Raw genomic sequence first — 14,047 nt, forward strand, 5'->3', positions numbered from 1 at the left:
TCTTCGAGCGGTGACATGAACCCGTCAAGCTCCTCCGTGCGGGTGAATCTGGCCAACTTGTTCATAACTTCAGACCGGTTGATTGCCCGTCGGTATCGGCAGCACCAACAATGCACACGTCAAAACCGGATGCACTTCTGAATGGAGAGGACCACCCCCCATGAGACGACCTCTCGTCGGTGCGCTCACCACGATGCTGTTCACCGGAGCGACCGTCGCAGGCGTCGGCACCGCCTCCGCCCAGGCCGCGAACTCCGCGCCGCAGGCCGCGAAGAGCGGTGGCGGACAGGTGATCGAGGTACAGGGCAAGTCCCGGACCAAGGCCGTCGACTTCGCCGGTGCCGTCGCGCTCAGCAACTGTTCCGGCTCGCTGGTCCGCATGCCCGGCTCGGCCGACGGCGACCCCGCGCTGGTGATGACCAACGGCCACTGCCTGGAGACCGGCATGCCCGCCCCCGGCGAGGTCATCACCGACCAGCCCTCCAGCCGCACCTTCAGCCTGCTCAACTCCACCGCGGGCAAGGTCGCCACGCTGCAGGCCGTCAAGGTCGCCTACTCGACCATGACGGACACCGACGTCACGCTGTACGAACTGAACACCACCTACGCCAGGATCAAGCAGCAGTACGGCATCAACGCGCTGAGCCTGTCCGGCGACCACCCCGTCGCGGGCGAGGCCATCAAGGTCGTCTCCGGCTACTGGAAGAAGATCTACACCTGCAACGCCGACGGATTCGTCTACCGCCTCCGCGAGGCCGACTGGACCTGGAAGGACTCCCTTCGCTACACCGCGGCCTGCAACACCATAGGGGGCACCTCCGGTTCCCCCGTCGTCGACGCGAACACCGGCAAGGTCGTCGCGATCAACAACACGGGCAACGAGAACGGCGAGAACTGCACGCTCAACAACCCGTGCGAGGTCGACGAGAACGGCACCGTGACCGTCCGCAAGGGCATCAACTACGCCCAGGAGACGTACGGCATCACCAAGTGCTTCGGCACCGGCAACAAGCTCGACCTGGACCTGCCCGGCTGCGCCCTGCCGCACCCGGACGACGACGAGGGCCTGGCGCGCTAGCCCGCCCCGGCAGCCGGACCGGCCGCGGACCTGCCGTGGGCCTGCCGCGGACCGGGCCGGTCCGGCTGCCGCATCCCTGGCACATACCCCCCGGGAGGGAAGGGAGTTGACGCCGATACGGGGGTAGGCATGAGGAGTGACGGTCGCCGATTGTTGCGCAAAGATGGTCCGGACCCGTCCATTCGTGGATAAAGTGCGGAGGCACCAGCACCGGGCAGTGTCGTTCTGCGACCGCCGGTGCCCCCGCGGCCGGAGTGAACGGGGAAGCCGACGTGCCGATTGCGATAGCGGTCACCAGCTCCGACCTGGTGCTGCCGCCGCCCGGCGGGCCCGTGCCCACCGCCGCCGTCCTCCAGCCTCCCGGGGAACAGCCTCTGGACACCGCGGTCACCCAGGCGGGGATCCTGCTCGAGCAGTGCGGCCACCTCGTCGTGCTGTACCCCGACTCCCTGTCCGCCGCGTACGTACGGCGCCTGCACACCGTCCGCTCCGTCCTCGACAGCGACCGCGTCGCGCTGCTGCCCGTCGCCCTGCCGCCGCTCGCCGTCGGCGTACTCGCCCGTCAGCTGCGGCAGTTGTCGGTCTCCGACCTCAGTCCCGGAGTGCTGGCCTCCGCCGCCCGGCTGCTCGCGCACTACGTCTACGCGGGCGCGGAACTGGCCTCCGTGGCCCGGCTGGACCGGGTGCGCGTCGGGCTCGGCGCCCACGTCACCTCCCTGCTGCCCGGGGCCCGCTTCGGCGTGCTGGTCAACCCCGCCCCGGCGCTCGTGCGCATCGGCGCCGGGCAGCCCCCCGGCGGCCCCGGCTTCGCCACCCGGCTGACCGTGGCCCGGACCAGGCCGCCCCGCAAGGGCGAGGACTGGGTGACGGACGCCCTCGCCCCGCACTGGCGGGTGCAGGGCGTTCAGGAGATCCGGCCGCTGCCCGAGGAGTCCCGCCGCTGGTGGGGCACCCACCGCGCCGTCGAGTTCGCGGCCGCGATCCCCGACCCCTCCGTGCTCTACCAGCTCGTCTCGTCCGTCCGGCGGGAGGAGTGCCACTGGTGCGGCCATGAACTCATCGGTGACCGCTGTGCGTTCTGCTCCGCACCCCTGGCCCGCGCCGACGGCACCCACGCGCTCGACCCGCCGGGCGCGGCGTGTACCTCCGGCGCCGGCCGCTGAACCCCCCGCCCGGCACCGCCACCGCAAACCCCGGTCACATCCCTGGTCACATCCCTGGTCACCACCCCGGTCACATCCCCGAACGAGGTCCCGAACGAGGTTCGCCGCCCCATGAATTCACGCCAGCGCCGCGGGGTCGTCCTGCTGCTCCTGTCGGTCCTCTGCGCCGTCGGCGCGTCCGCCGGAGTGCTCTCGGTCGTCGCCGACGCCGAGTCCAGGACCGGCCCCGAGGCCACCGCCTACCGGCTGAAGGCCGACGTCCCCGCCTACCAGGACCTGGAGCGGGAGACGGCCGCGTTCGAGAAGGTCTCCATGCCCGAGCGCTGGCTGCCGTCCACCGCCGTCACCGACCTCTCCGCCCTGCGCGGCAAGATCGCCGTCACCCCGCTGCGCAAGGGCTCGCTCCTCCAGAGCGACATGATCGTCGCCCGTCCCGCGCTCGAACCCGGCAAGCAGGAGATCGCCATCATGATCGACGCGGCCACGGGCGTCGCCGGCAAGATCAACCCCGGGTCGCGGGTGAACATCTACGCCACCTTCGACACCAAGGAACAGGGCGCCAAGCCCGTCTCCAAGGTGATCGTCAGCGGCGCCCAGGTCATGAACGTCGGCAAGCTCACCCCCTTCGACCGCGACGGCGGCAGCCGCACCGCCGCCACCGGCACCCGGCAGGCGGGCGAGGCCGTGCCGATCACCTTCGCGCTCGACACCAAGGACGCCCAGCGCGTCGCGTACGCCGAGTCGTTCGCGACCCACGTCCGGCTGGCCCTCGTCGCCCCCGGCGGCGACCCGGGCGTCAGCAGCGGCGACCGCACATACACCCTCGACGGCGACAAGTAGCCGGTGACCGGCAGCACACGAGACCGACGGCAGGTACGGCAGTTGTGGATGGAGGCAGGGCCACGGTGACGATCAGAATCCTCCCGGCCGTCGGCGACCCGGACACGGCCCGCGGCGTCGCCGGGCTGCTCGCCCGGCTCCCCGGCGTCGAGCCCCTGCAGTCCGTCGCCGACTCGACCCGCCTGCTGGACACCCTCGCGGTGCTGGCCGCCGCCTCGGTCGACGAACTGCCCGAAGTCGTCCTCGTCCACGAGCGGATGGGACCCGTGCCCGCCCTCGAACTCATCCGCGAAGTGGCCCTCCGCTTCCCGGCAACGGGCGTGATCCTGCTGTCCGCCGACGCCGGTCCCGCGCTGTACGCCGCCGCCATGGACTGCGGCGCGCGCGGTCTCGCGGCCCTGCCCCTGTCGCACGAGGAGCTGGCCGCCCGCGTCCAGGCCGCCGCCCACTGGGCCACCGGGGTCCGCCGCCACCTGGGAGCGAGTGCGGACGCCCTGCCGGCCGCAGGCGGCCGGGGCGGCAGGCTCGTCGCGGTCGTCGGCGCCAAGGGCGGCGTCGGTACCACCGTCACCGCCGTGCAGCTCGCCCTGGCCGCGCGGGCCGCCGGGCGCGGCGTCGCCCTGGCCGACATGGACCTCCAGTCCGGGGACGTCGCCTCCTACCTGGACGTACGGTTCCGCCGCTCCGTCGCCGACCTCGCGGGCATCAGCGACATCTCCCCCCGGGTCCTCCAGGACGCCGTCTTCCCCCACCCCACCGGGCTCGGCCTGCTGCTGGCCCCTGCCGAGGGCGAGCGCGGCGAGGAGGTCGGCGACGTGGCCGCGCGGCAGATCACGGCGGCGCTGCGCAGCCGGTACGAGGTCGTGGTCGTCGACTGCGGCACCCAGATCACCGCCGCGGGCGCCGCCGTCATCGAGACCGCGGACGTCGCGTTATTGGTGACGACGCCGGACGTGGTGTCCGTACGGGCCGCCAAGCGCATGGTCCGGCTGTGGGAACGACTCCAGATTCGCAAGGCCGAGGAGACGACGACCGTGGTCAACCGCCACACCCGCACCGCCGAGATCCAGCCCGCCCTGGTGGCCCGCACCACCGGCACCACGGCCGCCCGCACCACGGTCCCGGCCGCCTACAAGGAGCTGCAGGGCGCCGTGGACTCGGGGCGGATGCAGGATCTGGACGCCAAGTCCGCGGTCCGGCAGGCCCTGTGGACCCTCGCCGCCGAGCTGGGCCTGGCCGCCCCGGCGCCCGGGGGCAGGGCCCTGCGGTCGGGCGGCGCCCACGCGGGCCCCGCCGAGGGGCTGCGCCGGAGGCGGGCCATAGGGGGTGCGCCGGGTGCGCCGGCCGCGGGCTCCGGCGGCGGGACGGGCCCGGACCAGCTGTCGCCGGTACCGAGCGGATCGCCGCCGCCGGGCCGGTTCCGCAGGCGCGGGGGCCGGTTCGGCGACCGGGGGCAGACGGCCGTGGAGTTCGTGGGGGTGCTGCCGCTGATCCTCGCGGCGATCGCGGTGGTGTGGCAGTGCGTCCTGGTCGGCTACACCTACTCGCTGGCGGGCCACGCGGCGGACAAGGGCGCCCGCGCGGGCGCGGTGGGCCGCGACTGCGCGGCGGCGGCCCGCTCGGACCTCCCGCCCGCCTGGCACGCCGACCCGGACTGCGGCCCGGACGGTGGCGTGTACCGCGCGAACGTGAGGCTGCAGGTGCCGGTGCTCTTCCCGGGCTCGGTCGACTGGCCGTGGACGGTACAGAGCACGGCGGGAGTGGCACGGGAGGATTGAGAGACATGTCAGCCCGTCCGACAAATCCAGCCCACCCCACCCACCTCCGCACCCGCACCCACCCCGACCCCAAGGACCGCGGCTCGGCAGCCGTCGAATTCCTCGGCTTCCTCCCGCTCCTCCTCCTGGTCGCCCTAGGCGCGATATACCTCGGCCTGGCCGCCTTCGCCGCCCAGCAAGCCGGCACCGGCGCCCGCGCCGCAGCCCGCACCGCCACCCAGGACGACCCCCGCGACGCCCCCGAGGGCGCGGGCCGCTCGGCCATGACCGACTGGCTCGCGGCCCGCTCGGACATCGTCACCCCCCGCTGCACCGCGGGCGGCGAGATCACCGCCACCGTCACCGTGGACGTACCGGCGATCATCCCCGGCACCGACTTCACCGTCACCCGCCGGGCCACCATGCCGTGCCCCGCCGACGACCCGGCACCCCTGGCCGGCTCGGCCGCCCCGGCCGGAGCGGCGGCGCCATGAGCCTGCGCGCGCGCATCGCCGCCCCCGAAGCGGCCGCCGACGGACGGGAGTCGAGCCACCTCGTCCCCGTCTACCGGGCGAAGCTGCTGGAAGAGATCGACCTGGCCGAGATGTCCGCGCTCACCACCGCCGAGCGCCGCAACCGGCTCGAGCGCGTGCTGGGCCACATCATCAGCCGCGAGGGCCCGGTGCTGTCGACCGCCGAGCGCGCGAGCCTCATCAGGCGGGTCGTGGACGAGGCCCTGGGGCTGGGCGTGCTGGAGCCCCTGCTCGAGGACCCCTCCGTCACGGAGATCATGGTGAACGGCCCCGACCAGGTCTACGTCGAGCGTGCGGGCCGGGTCGAGCAGGTGCCCGTCCGCTTCGCCTCGCACGAGCAGCTGATGCAGACCATCGAGCGCATCGTCTCGACCGTCAACCGCCGTGTCGACGAGTCCCATCCGATGGTCGACGCGCGGCTGCCCAGCGGCGAGCGCGTCAACGTCATCATCCCGCCGCTGGCGCTGAACGGCGCGACCCTGACGATCCGGCGCTTCCCCCGCGCGTACACCCTGCACGAGCTGATCGGCACGGGGACGCTGGACGAGCACATGCTGCTGCTGCTCGGCGCCCTCGTCCGGGCGAAGTTCAACGTGGTCGTCTCCGGCCCGACGGGCGCCGGGAAGACGACGCTGCTCAATGCGCTCTCCGGCCTCATCCCGGAGGGCGAGCGCATCATCACCGTCGAGGACGCGGCCGAACTCCAGCTCCAGCAGCCGCACGTCATCCGCCTCGAATCCCGCCCCCCGAACGTCGAGGGCAAGGGCCGGATCACCATCCGCGACCTCGTGCGCAACTCCCTGCGCATGCGCCCCGACCGCATCATCGTCGGCGAGGTGCGCGGCGGCGAGACCCTCGACATGCTCCAGGCCATGTCGACGGGCCACGACGGCTCGCTGGCGACGGTGCACGCCAACAGCGCGGAGGACGCGCTGATGCGGCTGCGGACGCTGGCGTCGATGTCCGACGTCAAGATCCCGTACGAGGCGCTGCGCGACCAGATCGACAGCGCGGTGGACTGCCTGGTGCAGCTGGTGCGCCACGCGGACGGCTCGCGCCGCATCGCCGAGATCGCGCTGCTGGACCCGCACGACCTGTACGACGGCCGTGGGGCCAGGGGCCGGTACGAGGCCCACCGCCTCGTCACCGTCTGCCGCTTCGACGCCGAGCCGCTCGCCGCGGACCGCGTCGTGCGCGGCAGGTTCTCCCACTTCCCCCTCCCCGAGCGCACCGTGGAACGGCTGCGGCTCGCGAACGAGTCCGTGCCGCCCGCCTTCGGGGCCGCGACGCAGGAAGGAGCGTGAACACCATGGACGGTCCCGCGCTGACGGCCGTCGGCGCCACGCTGCTGTGCGGCGTCTTCGCGGTCGCGGGCGTACGGGCGTACGTCGCCGGGAGGGAACGGCACCAGGCGCTTGTCGACCGGCTCTCCGACGCGCCCGCCCTGCCGCCCGCCGGGCGGCAGCGCCCGTTCCGCCGCATCGACGGCTGGCTGCGCGCCACCCGCTTCGGCGGGCGGCTGGAGTCGCGGATCGTGTCGACGGGCCTGGAGGTCACGGTCGGCGAGTTCGCGGCGTACACCGTGGGCGGGGCGGTGGGGCTCTGGCTGGTGGCCGCGGCGGTCCTCGCGCCGTTCTTCGGGCCGCTGGCGGGGGCGGTCGCGGTGTGGTCCGCGTACTCCTTCCTCGCCTGGCAGCGGCGCAAGCGGACGGAGAAGTTCATCAACCAGCTGCCGGAGCTGGCCAGGATCCTGGCGAACGCGACCCAGGCCGGACTGGCCCTCCGCACGGCCCTGGCCATGGCGGCCGAGGAGATGGAGGCACCGGCGGGGGAGGAGCTGGGCAAGGTGGCCGACCGGCTGGCGGTGGGCCACTCCATCGACGACGCCCTCGGCGAGCTGGCGCGCCGGCTGCCCTCGCGCGAGCTGGTGGTCCTGGTGACGACCCTGGTGCTCGCCAACCGCGCGGGCGGGACGGTCGTCAGCTCGCTGCGCAACCTGACGACGACGCTGGAGGAGCGGAAGGAGACCCGCAGGGAGGTCCGCACCCAGCTCTCGCAGGTGACCGTGACGGCGTACGTCGTCCCCCTGATGGGCATCGGCACGCTGTTCCTGATGGACCGGATCGCGCCCGGGTCGATCGACCGCATGACCGGGAGCTGGCTGGGGCAGACGGCGGTGGTCGTGGCGTTCTGCCTGTACGCGGCGGGCTTCTTCCTGATCCGCAGGATGTCGAAGATCGACGTGTGATGTGTCGTGTGACGTGAGGGGACTGCTGCTGTGCTGGGACTGCTGCTCGCGCTGCTGGCCGGGGCGTCCGTGGCCGGCATCTGCTGCGGCATCGCGCTCTGCCGCGGCGAGGCCAGGCTGCCGCCGGACCTCGCGCTGGCCCTGGAGGTCGGCTCGACCCGTACGACCGCGGTGGGCTCGGCCGTGGACCGGCTCGGCATGCGGTACGCGCCGCTGGTGCTGCGCCTGATGGGGGAGAAGCGCGTCGCGAAGGTCCGCACGAGGATCGACCGGGCGGGCAACCCGGGAGGCCTGACCGTGGACCGGTACGCGGCCCGGCGCGCCGTCTACGGAGCGCTCGGCTTCGGCGGGGCACTGGTGATGCTGGCCAAGGGACAGCTGCTGCTGGCGCTGCTGCTCGTGGCCTTCGGCCTGTTCTGGATCGAGGTCGGCATCTGGGCGGCGGTGCGGGAGCGCCGGGACGCGATCGAGCGCACGCTGCCGGACTTCCTCGACGTGCTGGCGGTGGTGGTCAGCGCGGGCCTCGGCTTCCGGCAGGCGCTGGACCGGGTGGCCGAGCGGTACGAGGGCCCGTGGGCGGACGAACTCCGCATCACGCTGCGCCAGATGGACATGGGGATGAGCCGCCGCCAGGCCTTCGAGGAGCTGCGCAGGCGCAACGACTCGGAGCAGGTGGCCCAGTTCGTCACGGCCCTCCAGCAGGGGGAGGAGCTGGGCACGCCGATCGTCGAGACCCTGATCGGCCTCGCCAGGGACATGCGCCGCACGGACGCCCAGCTGGCCCGGCGGCGGGCGGCGCGGGCGGTGCCGAAGGCGACGATGGTGATCACGACGTTCATGGTGCCGGGCACGATGATCCTGCTGCTCGCGGGGTTCTTCCTGGGCTCGGGGACGGACTTCGGGGCGATCACCGGGGGCCGGTAGCGGGGGCGACGAGTCTGCCGTAGGTCTCCCGTAAGTCGGCAAAGGGCCTTCGCGGGTGCAATGCGCTATGGCACAGTCGGCTGTCGAGGGCGTGACGCGGCGGGGGCCGGGGGTGAATCGTGGTGTTCCAACTGCCTTGCAGGGGAAGGGAATGGCGTCGGACTCGTGAGTCGGTCCGGACGGGCCGGGCCACCGCCCAAGGAGGGAGACGCGATGCGGAATCGGTTATGGGAGGGCGACCGCGGTCAGACCTCGGTCGAGTACCTGGGCATCATCGCCGTGGTCGTGGCGATCATCCTCGTCCTGACGACCACGGACTTCGGCACGATGATCGCGACGGCCATCACCAACAAGATCCAGCAGATAACGGGTTGACGGCCGGGACGGCCGGGACAGCCGGGACGGCCCGGACCGACTGGACTGCCCGGACGACCCAGCCCTGTGGGGACGCCGGGCAGGCGTTCCCCCTGTACATCACGGCGGTGGCGGCCCTGCTGTTCCTCGCCCTGGCCTTCTTCGTGGTGGGCCGGGCGGGCGCGGTGAAGAACGGCGCCCGGACGGCAGCGGACGCCGCCGCACTCGCTGCCGCCCAGGACTACCGGGACCAGCTGCGCACGGGCTTTCTGGGCGCGCTGGCCACCGGCGGCGACTGGTCCGGCTGGCTCGCGGGCCGGGGCGCCGAGCCCGGCCGGGCCTGCCGCGCGGCCACCGCCTACGCCGGGCTGAACGACGCCCGGACGCCGGTCACCTGTGACCAGGGGGACGTGCCCGGCTCGTTCGAGGTGACGGTCACCTCGGCGGGGACGGTGGGGCGTTCGGTCGTCCCCGGCACGGAGAACCGGCACGCGACGGCGAGCGCGAGGTCGGAGGTGCGGCCCCGCTGCGCGGCGGGCTCCTCGGGCTCTCCGGGCTCGGGCCCGCTCACGCTCCCGCTCACCCTCATGTGCGACGGCAGGTCACTGGTCGTCGATCCCCGGCGCCCGGACGCCGCCGACGCCGTGCGGGCCAAGGACTTGTTCACCGTGCACCTGGCGGACTGACCGCAGCGGACCGACCACAAAGGACGTACGCGCCATGAACCCACATCCACGGACGATGCCCGGAGTAGTACTGGCCGTCGCGATATCCCTGGCCCTCACGGGATCCCTGACCCTCACGGGCTGCGGAAGCGACGGCGGAGGGGAGAAGAAGACAGACCGGGACCCGGCGAAGAGCCCCGCCGCGGCGAAGAGCGGCGGGACCGCCGCCTGGGACCAGTCCCCCGACCCGCAGCCGACGGCGACGATCGGGGAGCTGAAAGGCCCCGACGGAATCGTGGTGACCCTCAGCTCGGCCGTCCGCGACAAGGGCGGCTTCGTCACGGTCAACGGCACCGTCGTCAACCGGGGCGGCAAGCCGTTCACGCCGCTGACCTGGCGCTCCAAGGAGACGGAGATGAAGTCCCAGTCGTCGGTGTCCGGGGCCTCCCTCATCGACGCGGCGGGGAAGAAGAGATACCTGGTGCTGCGCGACACGGACGGCGAGTGCCTGTGCACCACGGGCCTCGTCAACATCCGCCCCAACGAGTCACGGGCCGTCTTCGCGCAGTTCCCGGCGCCCCCGGCCGACGTCACGGACGTCGACTTCCAGCTCCCGGCCATGCCGTCCGTCCGCATCAAGATTTCGGGGTGACGTCCGATGCTGGTGGTGACCGCAGCGGCGGCGCTCGTCGTCACGGTGACGACCCTGGTGCCCGCCGCCCCCGGCGGGGCCGGCCGGGCGAACACGACCCCGCCGGTGAAGATCGACGCCTCGGCCCCCGGCCTCAAGCTCCGCCCGGGCGCGAAGCTCGCCCCGGGCCGCGTCCTCGACATCAAGTCCGTGGTCGAGTCGGGCGACGGCGACGAGCGCCGTGAGGACACGAACGCCGACGTGACCTTCGCCCTCCAGGCCGAGGTCATCTTCGACAAGGACAGCTCGGGCCTGGGCGGCGCGGCGACCGCCCGCATCCGCGCCATCGCCGAAGAGGTCCGGAAGCAGCACGCCACGACCCTGCGCATCTTCGGCTTCACGGACAACCTGGGCTCGGCGGAGCACGGCCTGGCCCTGTCGAAGGAGCGCGCGAACGCGGTGCAGCGCGAACTGGCCAAGGACCTGGGCTCGTCCGCGATCACGTACGAGATCCGCGGCTACGGCGAGGAGTACCCGCTCGCGGACAACGGCACGGAGGACGGCCGCCGGAAGAACCGGCGGGTGGAGGTCAGCTTTCCGCGGGGCAGTGGCTGAGGTGGCGCACTGCTACAGCAGATGGTCGGCCTTGCCGGCCTTGATGTCGCGGATGAGGGCGTGTAACGCTTCGCGGGTGTCGGTGAGGTAGTGGTCCTCGGCGCCGGAGACGGCGATGTAGGCGTTGCCGGTGTCGTCGGTGCCTATGCGGAAGCAGGCGCTTCCTTCGGCGCAGTATGGATCTTCCCAGTTGATGCGAGGCATGAGACGACTCCCTAGAGGTGTAGAGCGATGTCATGGATGAAGGCACGCGAGTCGTCGGGGTCCAGCGACAGCCTTTCCATCCATTCCAGCTGTGCGCGGTACTTGGCCAACTCTGCCTCGTTGTGCAGGAACTCCGGTCCGTGCGTGCTGTCCGTCTGCACAGTGTCGAGCTGCTGAACGGGCCCCTCGGCGTAGACGAGCGTCTGCCCGGCGCCGGGGAAGATCCCACTGTCGACCGGCAAGACTCGCAAGGTCACATGGCTGAACTCCGACATGTGCAGCAAGTGTTCAAGTTGGGCACGCGCCGTGGCTCTTCCGCCGAACTGCATACGGAGTGCGGCCTCGTGAATGATGCCGCAGTAAGGCGGCGCGTCCTCACGGGCAAGGAGTTGCTGACGCTCCAGCCGGTGGACCAGTCGCAGCTCGAACTCACGTTTAGGCAAGGGTGGGACGGCGGCTTCGAAGATGGTGCGTGCGTGATCGACGGTCTGGAGCAGTCCAGGGATGTGAACGGTGTGCGCGGTGCGCAGCCGTACGGCATGGGCTTCCAGCTCGGCGATGTCCAGAAAGCCGCCAGGAAGGACACCACGGTAGCGTTCCCACCAGCCGCGACTGCTCGGGCGTGCCATCTCGGCGAGAGCGCCGATGTATGCCTCGTCGGAACAGGAACACAGACAGGCCCAACTTCTCAGGCGATCCATGCTGATCGTGCGCACTCCCTTCTCGATGTTGGAGATTTTTCCTCGGTCCACGCCGAGCAGCGACGCAACGGCTTCGGCGGATACACCCGCCGCAACGCGCATCCTGTTCAGCTCGTAACCCAGGCGCTTTTGGCGCTGTGTGGGAGACGTCCGTGGAGGCATGGCATCCCTTCGTACCCGTGTTGAGTAGCAGTCTGCCGCCTGACGGCGGGGGCGATACCACGAAAGTGGTAAGCACTCTGGAGTCGGTGGTGTCATAACCACTGGCGTGGCTACCTTCAGTAGCGCACCGCCACTCGCACACCGTGAGCCGGAAGCGCATCGCGCGAGCATGCCCGCACTCTCCTTCCCTGGGAGAGGTGTGCCCGCGTCAGGGAGACAAGCCACCGCCGCTCGCAATCACGTGCGAGCTCCAACACTCCATGACCCCCACACGGGAGCTGCGCATGTCACTCGTAAGCCTCTGCCCCCTGGCCACCCCCACCGCCCACAACGTGGCGGACCACCTCTCCCCCGCCCCCTCCCCGCGCGACCCCACGACCCTCGCCTACAGCTACGCCATCCCGGGTGCACCCCACGCCGTGTCCATCGCCCGTACCAGCGTCCACAACGCCCTCTCCCTGCACGGCCTGGCCGACCTCGTACCACCCGCCCTCCAGGCTGCAGGCGAACTCGTCGCATGCGCAGCCCTCTTCGAGCCCGGAAAGGCCCTGTACCTCTCCATCGGCTGGCAGCAGGAGGGCATCCGCATGGTGGCCTGGGGCCCGCACACCAATCACGCCGATCCCGACAGCTCCGCCCAGTGCGCGGCCCGCCGCAACAAAATGCTCTACCTGCTCGCCTGCGTCGTCCACGAGTGCAAGGGCAGCTGGGGCGTCATCCGGCCCGCCCCCGCCCGCGAGGGCACCAAGGTGTGGGTGAACCTCCCGCGCGAAGGCGCCGCCTCCTACGCGGAGGCATTCTGCTGAATGGCCCCGCCCCGCCCCGCCCCGCCCCGCAGGGCGGGGCGACGCCCAAGTCCACGATCTTCACCCGCGCCCTAACAGAGAAGCGTCTGCTCAGTCTGGCCGGCTACCTGCAACCGTGACTGAAGATCATCAGCGCGTGTGGCGGTTGGCCAGTAGGGTTGTTGCGGCAAAGCCCTGCTGACAAAACGCCCATAGCTGACGCTTGTCGGCAGGCTTTCTCTACGAGAACACATTTTGAGGCTTCAAGCCCCCGTACGCAGCCCGCGCAGCGTCTCCATGATCGTACGGATCATTTGCTGGGGACGGTGGAAGACATCGTCACGGGTGAATCTCAACACCCGGCGTACCTCACCCGCGCAGCCCGCAAGCTCGTTGAAGCGCATGACATCCCGCTGGTGTGATGTTCTGCTGCCGTGCCAGGTGAAGCCCTCGATCTCCACGGCCAGCCTTTCGGCTCGGAACAGGAAGTCCAGGCGTCTCACCCTGCCATCGGCAGTGATCACCTCCACCTGGGACTCGGGATGCAGACCTGCCTCATGCATCTCCAACCGAGCCTTGGACTCCGCAGGGGAGCCGGATGCCGAGTCGGTGAGCGTGAGGGCGTACTGGGCCTGTTTGTTGTTCTTGCGCCGCTTGCCGGCCGTGGCCAAGGCCATCCGGATCTGCTCCGGGGTCGCCTTCCTCCGCGCAAATACCGAATCGGCCGCGATCACAGCTTCGTGCAGGGGCAGGGTGCGAAGGAGGTCGCAGGTGGTACGTACGACAGTAGTGACCCGCACATCCGCACAGGTGACGATCTCGTGGTCGGCCAGTGGGGCACTGTGCACGGTGACGTCCCGGAGGCGTACTTGGGTTGCGCTGCCGGTCAGCTCGGCGGTGCACGGGCGCATCATCTCGATGCCATGTGCCTGAGCTGCCGAGCTGTGGCTGGCGACCAATTCAGGGTGACGTACCTGGATGGCTCGTAACCGCAGACGTAGGTCGATGCTGTATCCAGGCGCAACCCAGGCTCCCATGAGCAACTGTGTCCACCCTGCACGGCGCAGCGTGCGGGCAATGTCATCACGCCGCAGTCCGCTGTCGGCGGCTTGGCGCGTCAGGAGGATTCCGCCTTGCTGTTCGGCAAGTGTTCGGACGCGGGGAGGGAGGTCTCGTCGCATGGTCACAGGACAGCGCATGTTGTCCCTTGCCGTGAGGGCCTGTGGATAACGCTGGGGGTGCGTCCCGTCGGCTCCGCCGTGTTGCCCTCGGACGCCACCGCTGCCCTGTCCCGGACGGTTGGCTCGGCGCTGCGCGTACATCGCGAAGGAGAACGCCGAGCCCTGCCTCTCGTGGGCGTGCACTCTCATGCGTGCACAGTGCTGGC

At 71.2% G+C, this 14,047-nt stretch carries 16 protein-coding genes; 13 read left to right on the forward strand and 3 right to left on the reverse strand.

The window, feature by feature from the left end:
• Positions 1 to 160: 160 nt before the first annotated feature.
• From AC1Z4A_RS20445 to AC1Z4A_RS20500, 12 genes are all read left to right on the forward strand, one after another.
• The gene (locus tag AC1Z4A_RS20445; protein WP_483680840.1) at positions 161 to 1,078 is read left to right on the forward strand and encodes a S1 family peptidase; all 918 of its coding nucleotides are present in this window, start codon (positions 161 to 163) and stop codon (positions 1,076 to 1,078) included.
• A gap of 272 nt (positions 1,079 to 1,350) precedes the next feature.
• Positions 1,351 to 2,241, forward strand: coding sequence for a hypothetical protein (locus AC1Z4A_RS20450; protein WP_483680843.1), 891 nt, complete (start codon positions 1,351 to 1,353; stop codon positions 2,239 to 2,241).
• Positions 2,242 to 2,352: 111 nt separating this feature from the next.
• Complete coding sequence (gene cpaB, locus AC1Z4A_RS20455; protein ID WP_483680845.1) at positions 2,353 to 3,081, forward strand: Flp pilus assembly protein CpaB; 729 nt, start codon at positions 2,353 to 2,355, stop codon at positions 3,079 to 3,081.
• Positions 3,082 to 3,146: 65 nt separating this feature from the next.
• Positions 3,147 to 4,859, forward strand: a complete 1,713-nt coding sequence (locus AC1Z4A_RS20460; protein ID WP_483680847.1) for a CpaE/TadZ family protein — start codon at positions 3,147 to 3,149, stop codon at positions 4,857 to 4,859.
• A 5-nt stretch (positions 4,860 to 4,864) separates the two neighbouring features.
• On the forward strand, positions 4,865 to 5,332 hold the full coding sequence (locus tag AC1Z4A_RS20465) for a TadE/TadG family type IV pilus assembly protein (RefSeq protein ID WP_483680849.1): 468 nt from the start codon (positions 4,865 to 4,867) through the stop codon (positions 5,330 to 5,332).
• Complete coding sequence (locus tag AC1Z4A_RS20470; RefSeq protein ID WP_483680851.1) at positions 5,329 to 6,675, forward strand: TadA family conjugal transfer-associated ATPase; 1,347 nt, start codon at positions 5,329 to 5,331, stop codon at positions 6,673 to 6,675. Before AC1Z4A_RS20465 ends, AC1Z4A_RS20470 begins: the two co-directional genes overlap by 4 nt.
• A 5-nt stretch (positions 6,676 to 6,680) precedes the next feature.
• The gene (locus tag AC1Z4A_RS20475) at positions 6,681 to 7,619 is read left to right on the forward strand and encodes a type II secretion system F family protein (protein ID WP_483680853.1); all 939 of its coding nucleotides are present in this window, start codon (positions 6,681 to 6,683) and stop codon (positions 7,617 to 7,619) included.
• 33 nt (positions 7,620 to 7,652) lie between these two features.
• Positions 7,653 to 8,543 carry a DUF5936 domain-containing protein gene (locus AC1Z4A_RS20480; protein WP_483683662.1) on the forward strand — a complete coding sequence of 297 codons (891 nt, stop codon included), beginning with the start codon at positions 7,653 to 7,655 and terminating at the stop codon, positions 8,541 to 8,543.
• Positions 8,544 to 8,756: 213 nt separating this feature from the next.
• Entirely contained in the window at positions 8,757 to 8,918 is a 162-nt protein-coding gene (locus tag AC1Z4A_RS20485) for a Flp family type IVb pilin (protein WP_483680855.1), read from the forward strand.
• Positions 8,915 to 9,583: a pilus assembly protein TadG-related protein gene (locus tag AC1Z4A_RS20490; RefSeq protein WP_483680857.1), complete on the forward strand. Its 669-nt coding sequence runs from the start codon at positions 8,915 to 8,917 to the stop codon at positions 9,581 to 9,583. The genes AC1Z4A_RS20485 and AC1Z4A_RS20490 overlap by 4 nt, the downstream gene beginning before the upstream one ends.
• A gap of 55 nt (positions 9,584 to 9,638) precedes the next feature.
• Complete coding sequence (locus AC1Z4A_RS20495; protein ID WP_483680858.1) at positions 9,639 to 10,214, forward strand: hypothetical protein; 576 nt, start codon at positions 9,639 to 9,641, stop codon at positions 10,212 to 10,214.
• Between the two features lie 6 nt (positions 10,215 to 10,220).
• Positions 10,221 to 10,808, forward strand: coding sequence for an OmpA family protein (locus AC1Z4A_RS20500; protein ID WP_483680860.1), 588 nt, complete (start codon positions 10,221 to 10,223; stop codon positions 10,806 to 10,808).
• Between the two features lie 12 nt (positions 10,809 to 10,820).
• Here AC1Z4A_RS20500 and AC1Z4A_RS20505 read toward each other — a convergent pair whose 3' ends face one another.
• Together AC1Z4A_RS20505 and AC1Z4A_RS20510 are read right to left on the reverse strand one after the other, a co-directional pair.
• A complete protein-coding gene (locus AC1Z4A_RS20505; RefSeq protein WP_483680862.1) occupies positions 10,821 to 11,012 on the reverse strand; it encodes a hypothetical protein in 192 nt (63 codons plus the stop codon).
• Positions 11,013 to 11,023: 11 nt separating this feature from the next.
• Complete coding sequence (locus tag AC1Z4A_RS20510; protein WP_483680863.1) at positions 11,024 to 11,875, reverse strand: helix-turn-helix domain-containing protein; 852 nt, start codon at positions 11,873 to 11,875, stop codon at positions 11,024 to 11,026.
• 284 nt (positions 11,876 to 12,159) lie between these two features.
• Here AC1Z4A_RS20510 and AC1Z4A_RS20515 point away from each other — a divergent pair, with 284 nt between their 5' ends.
• The gene (locus tag AC1Z4A_RS20515) at positions 12,160 to 12,681 is read left to right on the forward strand and encodes an ATP-binding protein (RefSeq protein ID WP_483680865.1); all 522 of its coding nucleotides are present in this window, start codon (positions 12,160 to 12,162) and stop codon (positions 12,679 to 12,681) included.
• A gap of 242 nt (positions 12,682 to 12,923) precedes the next feature.
• Here the strand turns inward: AC1Z4A_RS20515 and AC1Z4A_RS20520 are convergent, their stop codons facing one another.
• Positions 12,924 to 13,841, reverse strand: coding sequence for an endonuclease domain-containing protein (locus tag AC1Z4A_RS20520; RefSeq protein ID WP_483680866.1), 918 nt, complete (start codon positions 13,839 to 13,841; stop codon positions 12,924 to 12,926).
• Positions 13,842 to 14,047 lie beyond the last annotated feature (206 nt).

It is taken from the genome of Streptomyces sp. 17_S59, from assembly GCF_056930295.1.

Bases quoted from the DNA above. Each gene is read 5' to 3' on its own strand.
- AC1Z4A_RS20500 (WP_483680860.1), top strand. From the start codon at position 10,221: ATGCTGGTGGTGACCGCAGCGGCGGCGCTCGTCGTCACGGTGACGACC.
- AC1Z4A_RS20485 (WP_483680855.1), top strand. From the start codon at position 8,757: ATGCGGAATCGGTTATGGGAGGGCGACCGCGGTCAGACCTCGGTCGAG.
- AC1Z4A_RS20520 (WP_483680866.1), bottom strand. From the start codon at position 13,841: ATGCGACGAGACCTCCCTCCCCGCGTCCGAACACTTGCCGAACAGCAA.
- AC1Z4A_RS20505 (WP_483680862.1), bottom strand. From the start codon at position 11,012: ATGCCTCGCATCAACTGGGAAGATCCATACTGCGCCGAAGGAAGCGCC.
- AC1Z4A_RS20465 (WP_483680849.1), top strand. From the start codon at position 4,865: ATGTCAGCCCGTCCGACAAATCCAGCCCACCCCACCCACCTCCGCACC.
- AC1Z4A_RS20495 (WP_483680858.1), top strand. From the start codon at position 9,639: ATGCCCGGAGTAGTACTGGCCGTCGCGATATCCCTGGCCCTCACGGGA.
- AC1Z4A_RS20510 (WP_483680863.1), bottom strand. From the start codon at position 11,875: ATGCCTCCACGGACGTCTCCCACACAGCGCCAAAAGCGCCTGGGTTAC.
- AC1Z4A_RS20470 (WP_483680851.1), top strand. From the start codon at position 5,329: ATGAGCCTGCGCGCGCGCATCGCCGCCCCCGAAGCGGCCGCCGACGGA.
- cpaB (WP_483680845.1), top strand. From the start codon at position 2,353: ATGAATTCACGCCAGCGCCGCGGGGTCGTCCTGCTGCTCCTGTCGGTC.
- AC1Z4A_RS20445 (WP_483680840.1), top strand. From the start codon at position 161: ATGAGACGACCTCTCGTCGGTGCGCTCACCACGATGCTGTTCACCGGA.
- AC1Z4A_RS20475 (WP_483680853.1), top strand. From the start codon at position 6,681: ATGGACGGTCCCGCGCTGACGGCCGTCGGCGCCACGCTGCTGTGCGGC.
- AC1Z4A_RS20515 (WP_483680865.1), top strand. From the start codon at position 12,160: ATGTCACTCGTAAGCCTCTGCCCCCTGGCCACCCCCACCGCCCACAAC.